Here is an 18069-nt window from a genome sequence, read left to right on the forward strand (position 1 = left end):
CCGTCGTCCCAGCCGACCGCGAACTGCACGCCGATCGCCTCGCCGTCCGGGTCGGTGGCCCGGGTGGTGACCTGCGGCATCCGGTTGATCCGGATGCCGGGGTACTGGCAGACCGAGCCCGGCGACATCGTCATGTCGGACATCGGGATCTGGTTCGGGCGCAGGTTGTAGTAGACCCGCAGGAAGGCGTCGTCGGTGAAGCGCTTCCAGGCGAGGGTGTCACCCTCGTTCTGCGCCTTCAGACCGAAGGTGATGGTCGGCCAGCCCCAGTTGGCGGCGTCCTGCACCAGGTCCTTGACCCCGCCCGAGGTGCCGCCGTACTCCAGCCAGCCGCCCGGGCAGTTGCCGCTCCAGCCCTTCGCCGTGTTGATGGTCTGGAGGTAGCGGCTCCAGAAACCGGAGGCGTTCTGCGAGTTCCAGTTCACCCCCGGGGCGATGTAACCGGTGCTCCACAGCTCGACGGGCCGGGCGTCACAGGAGTACGACCAGCTCTCGTAGGTGCCGAACTCGGCACTGAGGATCTGCTTGCCGACGAACGAGCCGTTCGGGATCTGGAAGAACGCGCGCTTCACGTCGGTCGGCGCGCAGCGCGAGGTGTCGCCGCAGTAGCCGACGCCCCAGTCGTGGACGTAGTTGCTGTTGTACGTGAAGTGCCAGTACGACTGGTTGGGGTAGGTGCGCGAGACACCGGCCCAGTCGGAGGCCTTGGGGGTGTTCCACGCCGGGTCGATCATCACCGGGTAGACCGTGCCGGGGTCGTCCAGCATCGCCTGGTCAGGCGTCAGGACCATGGTGTCCTTGGGCAGTTCGACCTTGAGGCGGGTCATCTTGGCGCCCTCGCCGGGCAGGTCGCCCTGGCCGGCGGCGTCCGGAGCCTGGGCCTGCGGGGCTGCCGGGGCCTGGGGCGCCTGCTCGGCCGACCGGGCCTGCGGCGCGGGGGCCGCCTTGAGCGCCTTCGGGGCGGCGGCCGGGGCTGCCGGGGCGGTGGCCGGAGCGCCCTGGGCGGGCGCGGTACCGGCCTGAGCGGGGGCGGTCGGCCCGGAGGAGTCCCACATCACCGGGACGGGCGCCTCGAAGACGGTGCCGCCGCCGGACGGGTCGACCGCCTTGAGGGTGCCGTCCGTCTCCTGCCGGATCGTCAGGCCCTTGCCCTGCAGACCGAGCCGCAGCTGGTCCAGCTCGGGGTTCTTGGCCGCCGCGGCGGTGTGCACCACGACCACCTGGGTGAACCCGGTCTTGGTGGCGGACAGCCGCAGGTCCACGTCCGGCAGGATCGACGCGTACTCGGCGGTCGCGCCATTGATCGTCGGCTTGGGCAATGGCTTCGGCCAGCTGAGCTTCAACTCCTTGCCGGCCCGCGCCATCCGGACCAGCGGCGCGCTGCCGCCACCGGAGAACTCCAGGTCCGCAGTGGCCCCCTTGGGAGCGACGGCACCGCCGGGCAGGGCCTGCAGCGTCGGGTCGAGGTCCACCCAGGCGCCGTTCTTGCGCACCCGCTTGGGCTGGACGTAGGTGGTGGTCATCAGCCTGCCGTCGGGCTGGGCCACGGTGTCGCTGGACTCGCCGCGCTTGGCGAGCACCTCCACCGGCTTGCCGGTACTGGCCGCCTCCCGGACCGCCAGGGTCTCGGCGGTGTCCTGGGATTCCGTCGCGCCGGGCGGAGACGTCCGCCCGGCGGCGGCCGCCGGCACCACCGTGGTCGCCGCCAGCGCGACCGCGGCGAGTGCCGCGGCGAGCAGGCTGCCCGACCGTCTTGCTGCTGTTCTCACTGTACGTAAGCTCCGACTTCCGGTATAGGGCGAAGTTTGGAGCGGATCTTCACGGAAGATTAAAAGAATTGTCAAAGACCCATCAGAAAGGCATGGGCAAGCACCCCTCGGCAGCACATCCCGAAGAGGGGGCAGTACAGGTGAAATCGGGCGAACCGCCCCTTTTGCCGTGGCGGATATCACACCACAAAGGGGGCTCGGGGCACTTGCGGAACGGCCACCGACGGTCAGCCGAGCGCGGCCGGAACTCCCCCGCCCGGCACCGCTCCACAGCGGCATCCGCACTGGTCACCCGGGGTACCGTCGAGCGGCCCGGCCCGGCTCCGGCGGCGACACGGAGCCGGGATGATCCATCGACGTGCCCCGTCAACCGGGACGCCGGGAACGGCGCGCCGGTTCCCCGGCGGGAAGACCGTGGACCCGAAAGCGCGGACCCGAAGCGCGGACCCGGAAGACCGCGGACCGGGACGGCGGCCGGACGGCTCACCCCCGGCGGAGCTCAGTTGCCACAGGGGGATCCTTCTCCCGCCCGGCAATTCGGAATGCCGACTCCCCCGGATATGTGACGCACGATCAATTTCCTTGCGGCATAACCTCGCGAAGAATCACCGCCATACCGAAATGGCGAAAGCGCGCCCGCCCTACGGCAGCTGCACCGGCGGGAAGGTCCCGGCCGGGGTGCCGGTGAGGGCGCCGTCCATGGCGTCGCGCCAGATCGGGCCCGCCAGGGTGCCGCCGAAGGCCTGGCCCACCACCGTGCCGCCGATCCGCTGGCCGTCCAGCGGCTTGGGGTTGTCGGTGTCGCTGACGACCGTCGCACCGGCCATCTCGGGCGTGTAGCCGACGAACCAGACCTGGCGGCTGTCGTTGGTGGTGCCGGTCTTTCCGGCGCTGTCGCGGCCGGTGAGGCCGGCCGTCTTCCCGGTGCCGTCCTCGACGACGCCCTTGAGCATCGCGGTGACGGTGTCGGCCGTGTCCGTGGACATCACGGCGGAGCAGTTCGCCTGCGGCACCGCCAGCTGCTTGCCGTCGGGGCCGGTCACCGAGGTGACGGCGGTCGGCGCGCAGTACGTGCCGTGGGCGGCGAAGGCCGCGTAGACGCTCGCCATCTCCAGCGGGGTCAGGTCGTTGCTGCCGAGCGTCATCGACGGCACCACCTGGAGCTTCTCGCCGCCGGCCTGCTCGGTGATGCCGAGCTTGTTCGTCATCCGGGCGACATTGCAGAGCCCGGTGTCGGCCTCCAGCTTCGCGAAGTAGGTGTTGACCGACTGCGCCATCGCCGTCTTCATGTCGAACTGGCCGGTCAGGCTCTGGCTGTCGTTGTGCACCTGCCCGGCCGACGGGAACCTGCCGCCCGAGCAGTCCGTCATCGCCGGCCACGGGATGCTGTAGTCGGTGGTGTAGCTCTGGCCCGGCGTGATGCCGTTCTCCAGGGCCGCCGCCGCGACGATCGGCTTGAAGGTCGAACCCGTCGGGAAGCCGAGCCCACCACCCATGGCCTTGGTGGCGTTGTAGTTGATCTGGGTCTGGTGCTGCTTGTCGTCGACCCCGTACGGGCGGCTCTGGCCCATCGCGAGGATCTTGCCGGTACCCGGTTCGACGATGCTCATCGCGGTCGCCGCCTGGTCACCCGCGTTCACGTGGCCGGTGACCGACTCGTTGAGGGCCGCCTGCGCCCGGGGGTCGAGCGTGGTGTGGATCCGGAGGCCGCCGCGCTTCCACACCGCCTGCCGCTCGGCCGCCGTCTTCCCGAACACCGGGTCGGTGAGCACCACCTGGCGCACGTAGTCGCAGAAGAAGCCCTCCCCCTGCTTCGCCAGGATGCAACCCTGCTGCGGCGCCTGGACGTTCAGCCCCAGCGGGGTCGCGATGGCCTGCTGGGCCTGCTCCTTGGTGATGTGCCCGTACTCGGCCATCTTGCGCAGCACGGTGTCGCGCCGCTCCTTGGCCGCCGTCGGGTTGACGGTCGGATCGTAGCCGCTGGGCGACTGCACCAGACCGGCGAGCATCGCGGCCTGCGGCAGGGTGAGGTCCTTGGCGTGCACCCCGAAGTAGCGCCGCGCCGCCGCCTCGATGCCGTAGGCCTTCTCCCCGAAGAAGGTGATGTTCAGGTAGTTGGTGAGGATCTGGTCCTTGCCCAGGGTCTCCTCGACCTTGATCGCGTACTTCAGCTCCTGGATCTTGCGGCCCACCGTCTGCCGCTGCGCCTCCGCGACCTTCTGCGGGTCGTCGCCCGCCTCGTCGACGAAGACGTTCTTCACGTACTGCTGGGTCAGCGTGGACGCGCCCTGCGCGGTCGTGCCCGAGGAGGCGTTCTTGTCCACGGCGCGCAGCACGCCCTTGAGGTCGATCGCACCGTGCTCGTAGAAGCGGTTGTCCTCGACATCCACCAGCGCGGTCTTCACCAGCGGGGATATCTGGTCCCCCGGCACCACCGTGCGGTCGCGGTCGTACACCGTGGCGATCGTGCCGCCCTGGGCGTCGAGGATCGTCGAGGCCTGCGACAGCGCCGGCGTCTTGAAGTCGTCGGGCAGGCTCTGGAAGTCGTCCGCCGCCGACCGGGCCCCCAGCCCGGCCGTCGCGACCGCGGGCAGCGCGATCCCGGCCGCCACGACGCCCGCGGCCACGCTGACCGCGATCAGCTTCGCTCCGTGGCCGAACTTCCGCCCACCCGTCCCCGCACGCTTCTCTGCCATGGAACGGGAACCTACGTGCACGTCATGAGGAACTCGTTAGAGTCCCGGCCGCCCTCACGTCCACCTCTGTCCCCACTTCCACCTCTACCGCGCCGCGAGATGGACCTCCGTGATCGTCGCGGCCGCCTCGAACCCGAGCACCGGGTCGGGCCGCCCGGAGAGCAGGCTCGCGTAGAGCGGACGGTAGTGGGCGACCTTCCTCGGCGTGAGCCCGTCGTTGCCGAAGACGGCGAGCAGTTCGCCCTCCCGCGCGGCGAACCCGGTCATGGCCGTGTGGTCGATCCACACCTCCACCCCGGAGCGGCCGAACACCAGGCTGCTCTCCTTGCTGCTGGCACCGGTCAGCCAGCTGCTGCGCAGCCGGGCGGTACCGGTCTCGCCACGGGAGCGGAAGTCCACCGTGCACCAAGCGCTCGCACCGCCGTCCGTCTGCCGGACCGAGGCCGGCCCGGCGAGGTCGACGAAGCGGGTGAGCATGCTGAGCTGGTTCACCCCGGAGTCCGTCCAGCTGGAGACGTACGAGGCGAAGGCCTCCGCCCCGCGCGAGACGTACGGGTCGTAGAACGCGGACGTCACGGTCGTGACCGGCCCCCACTCGGGGTGCCCGGCGAGCAGGTCCGCCGCCCAGTCGACCTCGGGCGAGAAGGCGAAGTGGTGCGCGGTGAGCACCCGGCCGCGCACGTCGACCGCGCCGTCCAGCTCGCGCAGCGCCGCGAGCGAGGCCCGGTCGTGCACGAGCGGCTTCTCCACCAGCACCCGGGCCGAGGAGCGCAGCAGCACCAGGGACGTCAGCTCGGCGTGCGTCTCCGTCGGCGTGGCCAGGACCACCAGGTCCGGCCGGTGCGCGTCGAGCGCCCGGGCGAGGTCCCGGTAGTGCGGCGGCGCCTCCCCCCGGAATCCGACCGGCCCCGCCACCCGCGGGTCGACCGTGAACTCCAGCTCCACCTCCGGCCGCTCCGCCAGCACGGCAAGGTGCGTCTCCGCGATGATCCCGACCCCGACCAGCCCCACCCGCACCATGCCGCCCCCACTCCGAAAGACCCTGCCCGCACCCTAACCGGAACCCCCGGACCCGCCCCGGACCCGCCCCGAGGGCGATCAGAGGATCGGCTCGCAGCCGATCGCCTTCCCCCCGGCGGTGAGGAACTGCCGGACGAGATCGTTCTGGTCCGGGAACAGAAAGGGCTGTTCGAGGCCGCTCGTGAAACCGCCGTTGACGGTGAAGAAGACGTCCCTGCCCTGGCAGGTGGCGACGAGTGTCCCGTCGGCGACCCAACGGGCCCGCCCGACGGCGGACAGCTCCTTGCCGTCCTTCCGGGTAAGGGAGGTGGTCCGTGGCTCGGTGGTGATCGCGAAGGTCTGGACCCGCGCGTCACGCACCGGGTCACCGCCGATCGTGCAGGACCAGATCGGGCCGAACGCGGTGGTGACCTGCTGCGGCATGCGCCATTGGGCTTCGGGGTTCTTCGCGGGCGCGAACCCGGGCAGGCCGCAGAGGCCGGCCCAGTCCGGGTCCGTTTCGGCCCCCGTCGCGGACAGGCTGTTCGGAGCCGCGAGCTGTCGGCCCGCACAGGAGCGTGCCGTGGCCGCGCCGTTGGCGAAGGCCACGGCCAGGCGGGCCCTGGCCTCGTCACGGCCCGCCTCGCTCGTGCGAACCTCGGCGCGCAGGCCCTTCTGGCAGCCGTCGGGGAGTACGGCCCATGCCGCGATCGGGGTCACCGAGCCGACCGCGTCGCCGGAGAACAGCCGGGCATCGGACGCGGCCAATGGGCCCGGGCCGCCCTTGCCGTTGAGGACGACGGTGAACCGCACAGTCCTCTTGGAGGTCTCGAACAGGCCGGAACTGACCGTGGCTGAGCAACTGTTCCCGGGGGCGGTCTCCGTCGCCGAGTAGTAGGTGCTCTTGCGTTCGCTGATCCGCCCCGCCCCCAGCAGGTCGTGCACCTGATCGGCCGTGGCCGCCCCGTCACACACGCTGTCCGGCCCCCCGAGGTTCGTCAGCCGGTACAGCGCGAACCCCACCGCCCCGACCGGGACGAGGGAGAGCGCCAGCACCGCCGCCGCCAGCCGCACCCGCAGCCTCCGCGTGGTGAACCCGCGCCGGTCGTCGCGCATCGTCTCGGCCATCCTCACGACCGCCTCCCCCATGACGGCAAAGGGGCTGTCCCCTCTGCGGCATGACGACCGTACAGGCCACCACTGTCAGTACACCCACGCACCCCCCGTAGCGCAAATTTCACGGGGAGTGCACGGGTGCCACGCGACCGTCTTCGCCGCCGGCGGGCCGGCGTTCCGAACCATCGCCTTCCGCCCGCCGTGCGAGGGCAGAGGTCAGCGCTCGCGGCCGCGGGCCTTCAGCGGGAGGGCGGGGAGTTCGGGGGCGGGGAGGCGGTCGCCGGCGTAGCCGTGGACGTCGCCGAAGCGGGAGGTGGACATCCAGTCGGTGCGGGCCTGGGCGATGTCCTCGGTCGAGCGGCCGATGAAGTTCCACCACATGACGATCTTCTCGTCGAAGGGCTCCCCGCCGAGGAGGAGGACGGCGGCGTCGGTGTGGGCCCGGAGGGGGAGGTGGGGGCGGCCGCGGCCGAGGTAGAGCATGGAGCCGGGTTCGACGGGGACGCCGTCGACGTCGGCGCGGCCGGACATGGCGAGGACGGCGTACTCGAAGTCGGGGACGAGGGGGAGCCGGAGGTCGGCACCTTCGGCGAGGGCGAGGTCGGCGCCGACCAGGGGGGTGTGGGTGGTGCCGGGGGAGGTGGCGGTGTCGAGGGTGCCGAGGAGGACGGTGGCGCGCAGGCCGGGGGCGGTGACCACGGGCAGGTCGGGGTGGTGTTCGAAGCCGGGGGCGGTGTGCCGGTGGGCGTCCGGGAGGGCGACCCAGAGCTGGGCGCCGTGCAGGAGGCGGGCGTGCGGGCGCGGCGACTCCTCGGAGTGGGAGATCGCCCGGCCGGAGGTCATCAGGCCCAGTTCGTACGGCCGGACGGTCTGCAGGCTGCCGAGGCTGTCGCGGTGCAGGACTTCGCCCTGGTGGAGCCAGCTGACCGTCTGGAGGCCCATGTGCGGGTGCGGCGGGACCTGCATGCCGGGTTCGTCGGCGATGTCGTCGGGGCCGTAGTGGTCGACGAAGCACCAGGCGCCGACCATGCGGCGGCCGAGGTTGGGGAGCAGGCGGCGGACCACTGTGCTCGCGCCGAGCGGGAATTGACGTGCGGTCAGCAGATCCCGCACGGGGCCGCCACCGGCCTCGCCTCCGCAACTGGTCGGGGCGGGCCTGGGGTCGAGGTTGCTCATCGCGGTTCCACCACCGTACGAGGGGCCGGGCGGGAACGGCCGGGCGGGACGAGGGGCCGTCGTGACCGATCATCCGGCACCTTCCGGTGTTCCTCCACCCGCACCCGGCCATCCGGCGGTGTCGCGCGCAGTAGGCAGACGCAGTAGGCAGACGCAGCAGGCAGACGCGGGCGGCGGACCCCGCCGCCCGCACGGGCGCACCTCAGTGCGCGCAGGCCCACCAGGCGTCCGTCGAGGCCGCGTCGGCGAGCTTGCGCAGGTTGCGGACGGCCTCCGCCGGGTCCTCGGCCCCGTACACCGCGGAGCCGGCCACGAACACGTCCGCACCGGCCTCGGCGCAGCGCTCGATGGTGGACGCGGACACGCCTCCGTCGACCTGGAGCCACAGTTCCAGGTCGTGCTTGGCGATCAGCTCCCGGGTGCGGCGGATCTTGGGCAGCATGATGTCGAGGAACGCCTGGCCGCCGAAACCGGGTTCGACCGTCATGATCAGCAGCATGTCGAGCTCGGGCAGCAGGTCCTCGTAGGGCTCGATCGGCGTGCCCGGCTTGAGCGCCATGGACGCCCGGGCGCCCTTGGCGCGGATCTCGCGGGCGAGCCGGACCGGCGCGGCGGCGGCCTCGACGTGGAAGGTGACCGAGCCGGCGCCGGCCTCGACGTACTGGGGGGCCCAGCGGTCCGGGTCCTCGATCATCAGGTGGCAGTCGAGCGGGATGTCGGTGGCGCGGGCGAGCGATTCGACGATCGGGACGCCCAGCGTCAGGTTGGGCACGAAGTGGTTGTCCATGACGTCCACGTGCAGCCAGTCGGAGCCCCGGACGGCCTCGGCCTCGTCGGCGAGCCGGGCGAAGTCCGCGGACAGGATGCTGGGGTTGATCTGGGCCATGGCCGGCTACCTTCTACCTTCACCTGAGGGCTGGGACACCCGGGGAACGGGCGCCTCGCCCCATCATCCCGTGCCGCGCAACCACCGTACGCACACCGCGACCGCCGCGTGACCGGCATCACACCCCGAACGGGATTACCGGGGCCGCCGCCGTGGTCATCAGCTCCTGAAGCGGTCCACGCACCCGCCCGGGCGGTCCGCGCCAGCGGCCGCCCCGGCGCCTGCCCGGGCCGTCCCGACCAGCCGAGCTCCCGCCCCCGCGCGGAGTTCCGTCCCAGGAAGGCTCCCGATGGCCGATCTCGTCCATCCCGCCCGTGCGCTGTGGTGGCTCTTCGAGCCGGTGCACGCCGTCACCTACTTCCTGCCCGAGGGGCGCGCCGCCTTCGAGGAGGCCGGACTGCACGGCCGCCTCTACAGCTACTTCGCGAACCGCTCGGCCCCGCTCGGCGCGGTGGACGCGGCGCCGGTGGTCGCCGCGTTCTTCAGCTTCTCCCCGGCGATGGTCGAGCGCGCCCTGCCGGAGGTGTGGACGCACGCGAGCCCGGAGGAGGCGCTGGTCGCGCGGCTGAAGGGTTCGGCGGCGACGCTGGGCCGGCTGCTGGAGCACGTGGACCGCAAGCAGGTCGAGTACGCCGCCGAGGCCCTGGAGCAGGCCGCGGCCCGACTGGACTGCGCGGGCCGGGTGCTGGCCGCCGCCAACGCCGCGCTCCCCCGCCCGGCCGGCCTGTACGAGCGGCTCTGGCAGGCCGCCACCGTGATGCGCGAGCACCGCGGGGACGGCCATGTGGCGGCGCTGGTCGCGGCCGGGCTGGACGGCTGCGAGGCGCTGGTGGTCCGCTGCGCGCTGGACATGCGGCGCGAGGTGCTGCAGCCGCTGCGCGGGTGGACGGACGAGGAGTGGGAGGCCGCCGCGGAACGCCTGGTCGAACGCGGCTGGCTGACCGCGCAGGGCACGGTCACCGAGCTCGGCCGGATCCGCCACCGCTCCCTGGAGGCGGCCACCGACCTGGCCGCCACCCGGGTGTGGGAGGACTACCCGCGCGCCGAACTCGACAAGCTGGCGGCGGCGTTGAAGCCGATGTCGGCGCTCTGTCGCAGCGAACTGCCGGTCAACCCGGTGGGGTTGCCCGACAACCCGTAGGCCCCGGCCGGGGGCCGACCGCCTGCCCCCTCGGGCCGTTGGCTTGGCCCCTCGGGCCGGCGGCCTACGTCCCGGGTGGGCCGAGGACGATCCCCCGCCCGGCGTAGAACTGCCCGAACGACCGCCACGGCACGCGCGCGAAGGCCTGCGACTCCCCCGGGAATCCGGACGGGTTGTGGATCAGCAGCGCCGTGTCCGTGGCGCCGACCGCCAGCACCAGGTGGCCGCCGCGCCGCACCGGCTCCGGCCCGCCCGGCTCCCGGATCGACGGGTGCACCGACAGCATCACCAGCCGTCCGCCGACCACCTCGGCCGACACCTCCTCGGGCGTCAACTCCCGTGCCTGCGCGGCCAGTCCCCAGCGCCGCCGGACGTACTCGGCGAACGGCGCGTGGACCAGCCCGCGCAGGCTCTCACCGTCCCGGACGTACCCGCCGGCCGCCACGCACTCGCCCGCGAGCGCCATCGCCGTCGGCGTCACGCCCCACCAGTGCTCCAGCGCCATCCGCAGGCAGGCCACCCCGCACAGCCGCCACGACCACCACGCGTACTCCTCCGGCGTGGCCGCCCCGGACTGGCCCCAGCGCGGGTCCGCGGCCGCGTCCAGCCGCCCGTCGACGATCTCCCGGACGAGTTCGGGCGACTCCCACTGCGCGCGGTACGGCACCTCGTGCACCACCCTCACGCTGCACTCCGCCGACTCCGCCCGCGCCACCCACGCCGGCCGGTCGGCCCGCGCGCTGCCCTGATCCACCATCCCCCGACGCTCTCACGCCGGGTGGCCGGACAACTCACGACACTCCCTGAGTACCCGTACTCAGGCGGCCGGCCTGCGGTCCTCCGTAGCGTGAGCACGCCGGCCACCGGGGGCGGCGGCAAGCACGGCACCGGCGACGACGGGAGCGGTCATGAAGAAGGGCCTGGCGGTAATGGGCGGGCTGGTGCTGGTCTCGTGGCTGGTGTTCGCGGCCCCGTTCCTCATGTTCCTCTTCGCGGCGATGTCCGGCGGCCTGGACCCGTACTCCTCGGATCCCTCGCCCGCCGCGACCTACGCGCCGGCCCCGCCGTCCCCCACCGCCGCCTCGCCGACCCGCTTCCCGGCGCCGCCGGAGTCCCCCGCCCCGCCGGTCTCGCTCGACCGGTAGGCCAGCCGCTGCGCCGCGTGCCGTCCGCGCTGCTCCACCGGGACCGCGCCGGTGGCGCCGGCCAGGCCGAACGGCGGCATGTCGAAGTAGATCGACTCGTACCCGCCCTCCGGCACGATGTACGTCTCGTGCCAGAGCCCGACGTGCCCGCGGATCTTGCCCTCCCGCATCTTGCGGTTGGCGATGCCCCACACGGTGTGGTGGAAGCCGTCGGGCGCGCTCGCGTAGCCGTACAGCTTCTCCTTGGACTCCCAGTACTGGACGACGTAGTAGGTGCGCGGCGAGGCGGTGAGCAGGATCCGTCCGAGGAGGCCGCGCTCGGAACCGCTCCCGCCGCGGCGCAGCTCGTACAGCATCCGGAACATCGCGAACATCACCGGGCCCCAGTGGTGCACGGCCCAGAACCGGTTGATCCGCATGCCGATGAGCAGTACCACGGTGTCGCCGGTGGCGGCGGCGGTGGTGTAGCCCGGCAGCGGCTTGGCGAACATCGGCATCTGCGCCTCCCGGTCCCCGTACCCCTTGATGTAATCGGTGATTACATCAGCGTCCGACAACCCGGTCAAGGCTCGCTACAGACACAATTCCGCTACCGCGCAGGCGGGTTGGCGATCCCCTGGCCGAAGGTGTCGATAACCTGCGCGGCCAGCTCCTCCGCCTTCTCGGCCGGCAGGTAGCCGTCCACGATCATCTGCGCCAGCCCGTACACCAGCGCCTGACCGGCCAGCCCGACCAGCGCCGGGTCCCCGGCGCGCAGCCGGCCCGCCTCCTGGTCCGCGACGATCAGCTCCGTGAACGCCCGGTCGATCCAGTCCAGTTGCTCCCGCAGCTCCGGATCCCGCGAGGCCGCGAACACCCGCGAACGCACCAGCTCGAACCGGCGCGGATGACGCACCGCGTACCGGACGCAGCCCAGCCCGATCGCCCGCATCACCGACCGCCCGTCCGGACCGGCGGCCGCCGCCTGCGCCTTCTGCCACCGCACGAAGTCCGCCAGCACCCGCTCCGCCAACGCGGTCAACAGCGCCTGCCGGTCGGCGAAGTGCCGGAACGGCGCCCCGGCCGACACCCCCGCCCGCCGCGCCACCTCCCGCACGCTCACCTTCTCCTGCCCCTGCTCGTCCAGCACGTCGAACGCCGCCGCCAGCAACGCCTCCGGCAGCGCCCCGTGGTGGTACGCCCCCCGGCCGGGCTCCTTCGTCTCCCTCATGCCCGCCTTGCTACCACAACCGGCCCCGCCCCCGGCCCTTCGACGGGCAAGGACCGGGGCCGGGACCGGGGCCGGGGCCGCGGGGCCGGGGCCGCAGCGGCGGGGGTGCCTGGGCAGCGGGTGGGCTACCAGGCGTAGTCCTCCGGGGCGGGGCGGTGGCCCGGGAAGAGTTCGTCGAGGCGGTCGAGGGTCTTCTGGTCGAGTTCGATGTCGAGGGCGGCGAGGGCGCCGTCGAGGTGGGCCGGGGTGCGGGGGCCGATGATGGGGGCGGTGACGGCCGGGCGGGAGAGGAGCCAGGCGAGGGCGAGGTGGGCGGGGTCGACGCCGAGTTCGTCGGCGAAGTCCTCGTAGGCCTGGATGCGGTCGCGGTGCTTGGCGAGGAGTTCGCTCGCGTAGCCCATGGCGCTGCGGTCGCGGGTGCCCTCGCGCTCCTTGCGCAGGACGCCGCCGAGCAGGCCGCTGCGCAGCGGGGACCAGGGGATGAGCCCGAGGCCGTAGTGCTGGAGGGCGGGGATGACTTCGAGCTCGATGGCGCGGTCGAGGAGGTTGTAGAGGGACTGCTCGCTGACCAGGCCGAGGAAGTGGCGGGAGCGGGCGGCCTCCTGGGCCTGGGCGATGTGCCAGCCGGCGAAGTTGCTGGAGCCGACGTAGACGATCTTGCCCTGGGCGACCAGGACCTCCATCGCCTGCCAGATCTCCTCCCAGGGCGTGGCCCGGTCGATGTGGTGCATCTGGTAGAGGTCGATGTGGTCGGTCTGCAGCCGCCGCAGGCTGGCCTCGACGGCCCTGCGGATGGCGAGCGCGGAAAGCTTGCCGTCGTTGGGCCAGTCGCTCATGTCGGCGTAGGCCTTGGTGGCGAGGACGGTGCGCTCGCGGCGACCGCCGCCCTGGGCGAACCAGCGGCCGATGATCTCCTCGGTGCGGCCCTTGAGGTTGCCCTCGCTGTCGCGGCCGTAGGCGTTGGCGGTGTCGAAGAAGTTGATGCCGCGGTCGTGGGCGGTGTCCATGAGGCGGTGGGATTCGGCTTCTTCGGTGTGCGGGCCGAAGTTCATGGTGCCGAGGCAGAGGCGGGAGACGGTCAGGCCGGTGCGGCCGAGGTGGGTGTACTCCATGGCGCCCCACCCAATGCCACACCGGCCGTCCTGTCCAGCACATTTCCCGGGCGCGCCGGAGCCCCGTCGGTCACCGTCCGTGCGTGGCGAACTTCCGTACGGCGAGCGGCATGCAGAGGGCGAGCAGTACGGCGCTCCAGAGCACCGCCACGAGCGCGGCGTGCTGCATCGGCCAGGCGGAGCCGGCCGCCGAGGGGTTGCCGAAGAGCTCCCGGCAGGCCTGGACGACGGAGCTGATCGGGTTCCAGTCGGCGACCAGGCGCAGCCAGCCGGGCATGCCGCCGGTGGGCACGTAGGCGTTGGTGACCATCGCCACCGGGAAGACGACGACGGAGAGTTGGCCCGCCGCCTCCTCCTTGCCGACGGCCAGGCCGAGCAGGGTGCCGACCCAGGTCATCACGAAGCGGAAGAGCAGCAGCAGCGCGAACGCCCCTGCGGCGTCGGCGAGTCCGTGCCGGGCCCGCCATCCGGCGGCGAGCCCGACCAGGGCCAGCAGGGCCAGGACGACCACGCTGACCAAAAGGTCGGCGAGGGTCTGCCCGAGCAGCAGGCCGGTGCGGGAGACCGGCATGGAGCGCAGCCGGTCGGTGACCCCGCGCCCGACGTCGCGGGCGGCGCCGACCATGGTGGGCATGATGCCGTTGGTGGCGACCATGGCGAACAGGCCGGGCATCAGGAACTCCCGGTAGTCGCCACCGCCCGGCACCTGCATGGCGCTGCCGAAGACGTACCCGAAGACCACCACCATGATCACCGGGACGCCCAGCGAGGCAGCCAGCAGTCCGGGCGAGTGGCGGTAGTTGAGCAGGACGCGGAGCATCGACGTCCAGGTGTCGGAGACCAGCCGGCCGACGGTGGACGGTCGCGCGGGGGCGTAGGCGGCGACGGCCATCAGGCAGCCCTCCCGGCCCCGGCGGAGGCCGAGCCAACGGCGGAGGCCGAGCCCCCGGCGGCGGCCGAGCCCCCGGCGACTCCCACGGCGCCGGTGAGCGTGAGGAACACGTCGTCCAGCGAGGGGGCCCGTACCCCGACGTCCTCCGCGACCACTCCCGCCCGGTCCAACTCCCGTACCAGAGAGGGCAGCAGGACGGGAATGCCGGGTGCCGTCAGCACCGTGACGGTCCGCTCGGCGACGTCCACGTGCGCGTCGCCGCCGGTGAGCGAGGACAGCACCACGGCGGTGGCGGCGAGTTGCTCCGGATTGGCCAGGGTGACGGAGACCTGGCTGCCGATCGCCGCCTTGAGCCGGTCGGGTGGGCCGGTGGCGATGGCGGCGCCGTGGTCGACGACCACGATGTCGTCGGCGAGCCGGTCGGCCTCTTCCAGGTACTGGGTGGTGAGCAGCACGGTGGTGCCGCCGTCCGCCAACTCCTTGACGGTGTTCCAGATCTCCTGCCGGCTGCGCGGGTCGAGTCCGGTGGTCGGCTCGTCCAGGAAGAGCACGGGCGGGCTGGTGACCAGGCTGGCGATGAGGTCGAGGCGGCGCCGCATGCCGCCGGAGTAGGTGCGGACGAGCCGGTCGGCGGCCTCGGTGAGGTCGAAGCGGGTGAGCAGTTCGTCGGCGCGCTCGCGGGCCCGGCGGGCGCCGAGGCGGTGCAGCCGGCCGAGCAGCCGCAGGTTGTCGCGCCCGGTGATGCCCTCGTCGACGGCGGCGTGCTGCCCGGCGAGGCCGATGGCGCGCCGGACCTCCTCGGCGGCCCGGACGACGTCGTGCCCGGCGACCCGGGCGGTGCCGTGGTCGGGGGCGACCAGGGTGGCGAGAACCCGAACGGCGGTGGTCTTGCCGGCGCCGTTGGGGCCGAGGAGGCCGCAGACGGTGCCGGCCTGGACGGTGAGGTCGAGGCCGCGCAGGGCCTCGGTGGCGCCGAAGCGTTTCCGCACGCCCGCCATCTCGATGGCGGGACGGGTGGTCTCGGACATGGCTCTGCCCTCTCTCTAGGTACAGCGTACGTAGAAGCGCGTGCATGCGCATCCTACTACGTACGCCGTACGTATCTAAGATGGGAAACCGAGGTGATCTTCCAGTGCCATCCGACAAGACCCCCAGCAGCAGCGACCGCCCCTCCGCGCCCGAGGCCCCCGAGGCTCCGGAGCTGATCTGGCTGCGCCCCGAGCGCACCGGCCGCGGCCCGCGCCCCGCCCACAGCCGCGACTCGATCGCCGCCGCGGCGATCACGATCGCCGACGCCGAGGGCCTCGACGCGGCCTCCATGCGCCGGGTCGCGGCAGCGCTCGGCGCGGGCACCATGTCGCTCTACAACTACGTGCCGAAGAAGGAGCACCTGCTCGACCTGATGCTCGACGCGGCCACCGGCGAGTACGCGCTGCCCGCCGCGCCCACCGGCGACGTCCGCGCCGACCTCGCCGACCTCGCCCACCAGCAGCTCGCGATCTTCCGCCGCCACCCCTGGCTGCCCGCCCTGGTGCTGGCCCGGCCCGGCATCGGCCCCAACGCCCTGCGCTACACCGACCACTTCCTCGCCGTCACGGCCCCGACCGGCCTCGGCGGCGGCGCCCGGATGGAGGCGATGGCCATGTTCAACGGGTTCGTCTGCCAGTACGCCCAGTACGAGCAGACGGCCGCCGCGGGCGCCAAGTGGCAGTCGGAGCTGGTCGGTTACCTCACCAGGGCCGCGATGAGCGGCGAATACCCGCACCTGGCACAGGCCTTCGCCACCTCCGGCCCGCCCGCCGACCCGGAGAAGGCCTTCGACCGCGCCCTCGACCGGGTGATCGCCGCCGTCCTGGCCCCGGCGGCGGAGGACTGACAGCGGCGCAGGTGGATCACCCGTTCGAGTGGTTTGAAGGGCGCGTCACGGAAGCCCAGGAGGGTCGGCACGCCAGACTGAGCTGCCCGTTCCAGTGATCAACTCCCGTCACCCCATGGAGACATCCGATGGCCAGTTGGGATTACGACAACGTAGGTTCGCCGATCGACGCGCTGCAGATCAACCGCATCACGGTCACCCCGGACCCACCCACCCCGGGTCAGACCAATGTCTTCACTATCAACGCCGCAGCAGAAGAAGCCATCGCCGACGGCGCCTACCTCGACGTCACCGTCAAGCTCGGCCTGATCAAGCTGCTGACGAAGCGCTACGACCTCTTCGCCGAACTGCGCGGCGAGGGCACCCTCAAGCTGACCTGCGCCACCAGCGACGGCAAGAGCCCCATCCCGAAGGGCGCCACGACACTGACCCTCACCCTGGACCTGCCGAAGGAGACGCCGCGGGCGAAGTTCGCCATCGACGTCCAGGGCTACACGGTGGATGACAACGAGCTGCTGGCGCTCAAGGTCAAGGTCGACTTCATGAAGTTCTGAACCTCCGCCGCCGCAAGAACGCGGAGCTATCCGTGGGCCAGGGCCGCCCTCGGCAGCACCCCGGCGCCCCGCCCGTCCACCAGCACGAGCGCGGCGCCGTGCGCCTCCCCCAGCACGGCCCGCGCCTCGTCCGGCGACTGCCCGACGCCGACCGTCGGCAGTGCCGGCCCGAGCAGCGGGCCGAGCGGGTCGCCCGGCTTGGCGCCGCCGTCCGCGAGCGCCGCCGCCAGCGCCTCCCGGGAGACCGCGCCGACCACCTCCGCCGCGCTCACCCCGAACGGCCGCGCCGCCCGCGCGAGGACGACCGGCGCCACCCCGCCCGGCGCTCCGTGCAGCGCCTCCAGCGCCTCGCCGACCGTCGCGTCGGCCTCGACCGCCACCAGCGGCCCGGCACCGTCGAGCAGGTGCCGCAGGGTGTCGCCCTCCTCCAGGAAGCCCCACTGCCGCATCCACGCGTCGCTGTGCACCTTGGACAGGTACGAGCGGCCCGAGTCCGGCAGCAGCACCACGACCAGGTCGTCCGGTCCCAGCCCGCGCGCGACCCGCAGTGCCGCCGCCACCGCCGTGCCCGAGGACGGGCCGGCCAGGATGCCCTCCTCGCGGGCGAGACGGCGGGCCGTCAGCAGCGACTCCCGGTCCGGGACGCGCTCGAACACGTCGACCACGTCCGCCCGGTAGGCCTTCGGCCAGCGGTCCTCGACGGTGCCGGGGTGGAGGAAGTGCCCGATGCTCTCGACGTACCACGGGCTGCCGTCGCCGCCGCCGTACATCGAGGATTCCGGGTCCGCGCCGATGACGGTCACGGTGCCGCCGGAGGTGTCCTTGAGGTAGCCGCCGGTGCCGGTGATGGTCCCGCCGGTGCCGACGCCCGCGACGAAGTGGGTCACCCGGCCGCCGGTCTGCTCCCAGATCTCGGGGCCGGTGGTCCGCACATGGGCGTCCGGGTTGGCCTGGTTGTCGTACTGGTTGGCGAGCCAGGCGCCGGGGATCTCCTCCGCCAGCCGCTGGACGACGTTGAACAGGTGTGCCGGGTCCTCGGCCGGGACGGCGGTCGTCGCGAGCACCACCTCGGCGCCGTACGCCCGCAGGATGTCGGACTTCTCGGGCGCCGACTTGTCGGACACCCCGGCGATCACCCGGTACCCGCGCTGCCGCCCGACGATCGTCAGGCCGATGCCGGTGTTGCCCGAGGTCGCCTCGACGATCGTCCCGCCCGGCTTCAGCAGGCCGTCCCGCTCGGCGGCCAGGACCATCGACAGCGCGGCGCGGTCCTTGACGCTGCCGCCGATGTTGAGGAACTCGGCCTTGGCGTAGATCGGCGCGGCGATGCCCGCTCCGAGCCGGGCGAGGCGGAACAGCGGTGTCCCGCCGATCGCGTCGAGGACGGATTCGTGGACTGCGGTCATCATGGGCCCTTTCATCGGCTGTCCGCCCGAGCCTTCCCAGCCCGGGGGCCGGGTAGGCGGCGGCGGCCCCGCTCCTCATCCGGCCGAAACA

Annotated in this window: 15 protein-coding genes and 1 pseudogene; 3 read left to right on the plus strand and 13 right to left on the minus strand. The window is 72.6% G+C overall.

Annotation, left to right across the window (positions count from 1 at the left end; genetic code table 11):
• The 6 genes and pseudogenes from ACFQ6N_RS32970 to rpe form a co-directional block, all read right to left on the minus strand.
• Positions 1–1769: pseudogene (locus ACFQ6N_RS32970) on the minus strand (LamG domain-containing protein); the annotation flags it as partial.
• A gap of 641 nt (positions 1770–2410) precedes the next feature.
• Positions 2411–4465 (minus strand): transglycosylase domain-containing protein, encoded by a 2055-nt coding sequence (locus ACFQ6N_RS32975; protein ID WP_380657191.1) that lies wholly within the window; start codon positions 4463–4465, stop codon positions 2411–2413.
• A gap of 84 nt (positions 4466–4549) precedes the next feature.
• Entirely contained in the window at positions 4550–5485 is a 936-nt protein-coding gene (locus ACFQ6N_RS32980; protein WP_380657193.1) for a Gfo/Idh/MocA family protein, read from the minus strand.
• Positions 5486–5563: 78 nt separating this feature from the next.
• The gene (locus tag ACFQ6N_RS32985) at positions 5564–6598 is read right to left on the minus strand and encodes a hypothetical protein (RefSeq protein ID WP_380657195.1); all 1035 of its coding nucleotides are present in this window, start codon (positions 6596–6598) and stop codon (positions 5564–5566) included.
• 198 nt (positions 6599–6796) lie between these two features.
• Positions 6797–7756: a pirin family protein gene (locus tag ACFQ6N_RS32990; protein WP_380657197.1), complete on the minus strand. Its 960-nt coding sequence runs from the start codon at positions 7754–7756 to the stop codon at positions 6797–6799.
• Between the two features lie 202 nt (positions 7757–7958).
• Positions 7959–8642 (minus strand): ribulose-phosphate 3-epimerase, encoded by a 684-nt coding sequence (rpe, locus tag ACFQ6N_RS32995; protein ID WP_380657199.1) that lies wholly within the window; start codon positions 8640–8642, stop codon positions 7959–7961.
• Between the two features lie 289 nt (positions 8643–8931).
• On the opposite strand from rpe, the gene ACFQ6N_RS33000 reads away from it, so the two are divergent.
• Positions 8932–9783: a hypothetical protein gene (locus ACFQ6N_RS33000; RefSeq protein ID WP_380657201.1), complete on the plus strand. Its 852-nt coding sequence runs from the start codon at positions 8932–8934 to the stop codon at positions 9781–9783.
• A gap of 64 nt (positions 9784–9847) precedes the next feature.
• Here the strand turns inward: ACFQ6N_RS33000 and ACFQ6N_RS33005 are convergent, their stop codons facing one another.
• From ACFQ6N_RS33005 to ACFQ6N_RS33030, 6 genes are all read right to left on the minus strand, one after another.
• The gene (locus ACFQ6N_RS33005) at positions 9848–10468 is read right to left on the minus strand and encodes a C39 family peptidase (RefSeq protein ID WP_380657203.1); all 621 of its coding nucleotides are present in this window, start codon (positions 10466–10468) and stop codon (positions 9848–9850) included.
• Positions 10469–10831: 363 nt separating this feature from the next.
• The gene (locus tag ACFQ6N_RS33010; protein WP_380657280.1) at positions 10832–11419 is read right to left on the minus strand and encodes a DUF4188 domain-containing protein; all 588 of its coding nucleotides are present in this window, start codon (positions 11417–11419) and stop codon (positions 10832–10834) included.
• A gap of 98 nt (positions 11420–11517) precedes the next feature.
• Positions 11518–12138, minus strand: coding sequence for a TetR/AcrR family transcriptional regulator (locus ACFQ6N_RS33015; protein WP_380657205.1), 621 nt, complete (start codon positions 12136–12138; stop codon positions 11518–11520).
• 125 nt (positions 12139–12263) lie between these two features.
• On the minus strand, positions 12264–13250 hold the full coding sequence (locus ACFQ6N_RS33020; RefSeq protein WP_380657207.1) for an aldo/keto reductase: 987 nt from the start codon (positions 13248–13250) through the stop codon (positions 12264–12266).
• A gap of 70 nt (positions 13251–13320) precedes the next feature.
• Positions 13321–14142, minus strand: coding sequence for an ABC transporter permease (locus ACFQ6N_RS33025; protein WP_380657208.1), 822 nt, complete (start codon positions 14140–14142; stop codon positions 13321–13323).
• On the minus strand, positions 14142–15170 hold the full coding sequence (locus ACFQ6N_RS33030) for an ATP-binding cassette domain-containing protein (protein WP_380657209.1): 1029 nt from the start codon (positions 15168–15170) through the stop codon (positions 14142–14144). The genes ACFQ6N_RS33025 and ACFQ6N_RS33030 overlap by 1 nt, the downstream gene beginning before the upstream one ends.
• A gap of 104 nt (positions 15171–15274) precedes the next feature.
• Between ACFQ6N_RS33030 and ACFQ6N_RS33035 the strand changes: the two genes are divergently transcribed.
• Both ACFQ6N_RS33035 and ACFQ6N_RS33040 read left to right on the plus strand, forming a co-directional pair.
• Positions 15275–16018 carry a TetR/AcrR family transcriptional regulator gene (locus tag ACFQ6N_RS33035; protein ID WP_380657211.1) on the plus strand — a complete coding sequence of 248 codons (744 nt, stop codon included), beginning with the start codon at positions 15275–15277 and terminating at the stop codon, positions 16016–16018.
• Positions 16019–16146: 128 nt separating this feature from the next.
• Complete coding sequence (locus tag ACFQ6N_RS33040) at positions 16147–16572, plus strand: ML domain-containing protein (RefSeq protein WP_380657213.1); 426 nt, start codon at positions 16147–16149, stop codon at positions 16570–16572.
• A 26-nt stretch (positions 16573–16598) separates the two neighbouring features.
• Here the strand turns inward: ACFQ6N_RS33040 and ACFQ6N_RS33045 are convergent, their stop codons facing one another.
• Entirely contained in the window at positions 16599–17981 is a 1383-nt protein-coding gene (locus ACFQ6N_RS33045; RefSeq protein WP_380657215.1) for a pyridoxal-phosphate dependent enzyme, read from the minus strand.
• Positions 17982–18069: the final 88 nt, after the last annotated feature.

The organism is Kitasatospora sp. NPDC056446 (assembly GCF_042796115.1).
In the GTDB taxonomy this organism is placed as follows: domain Bacteria; phylum Actinomycetota; class Actinomycetes; order Streptomycetales; family Streptomycetaceae; genus Kitasatospora.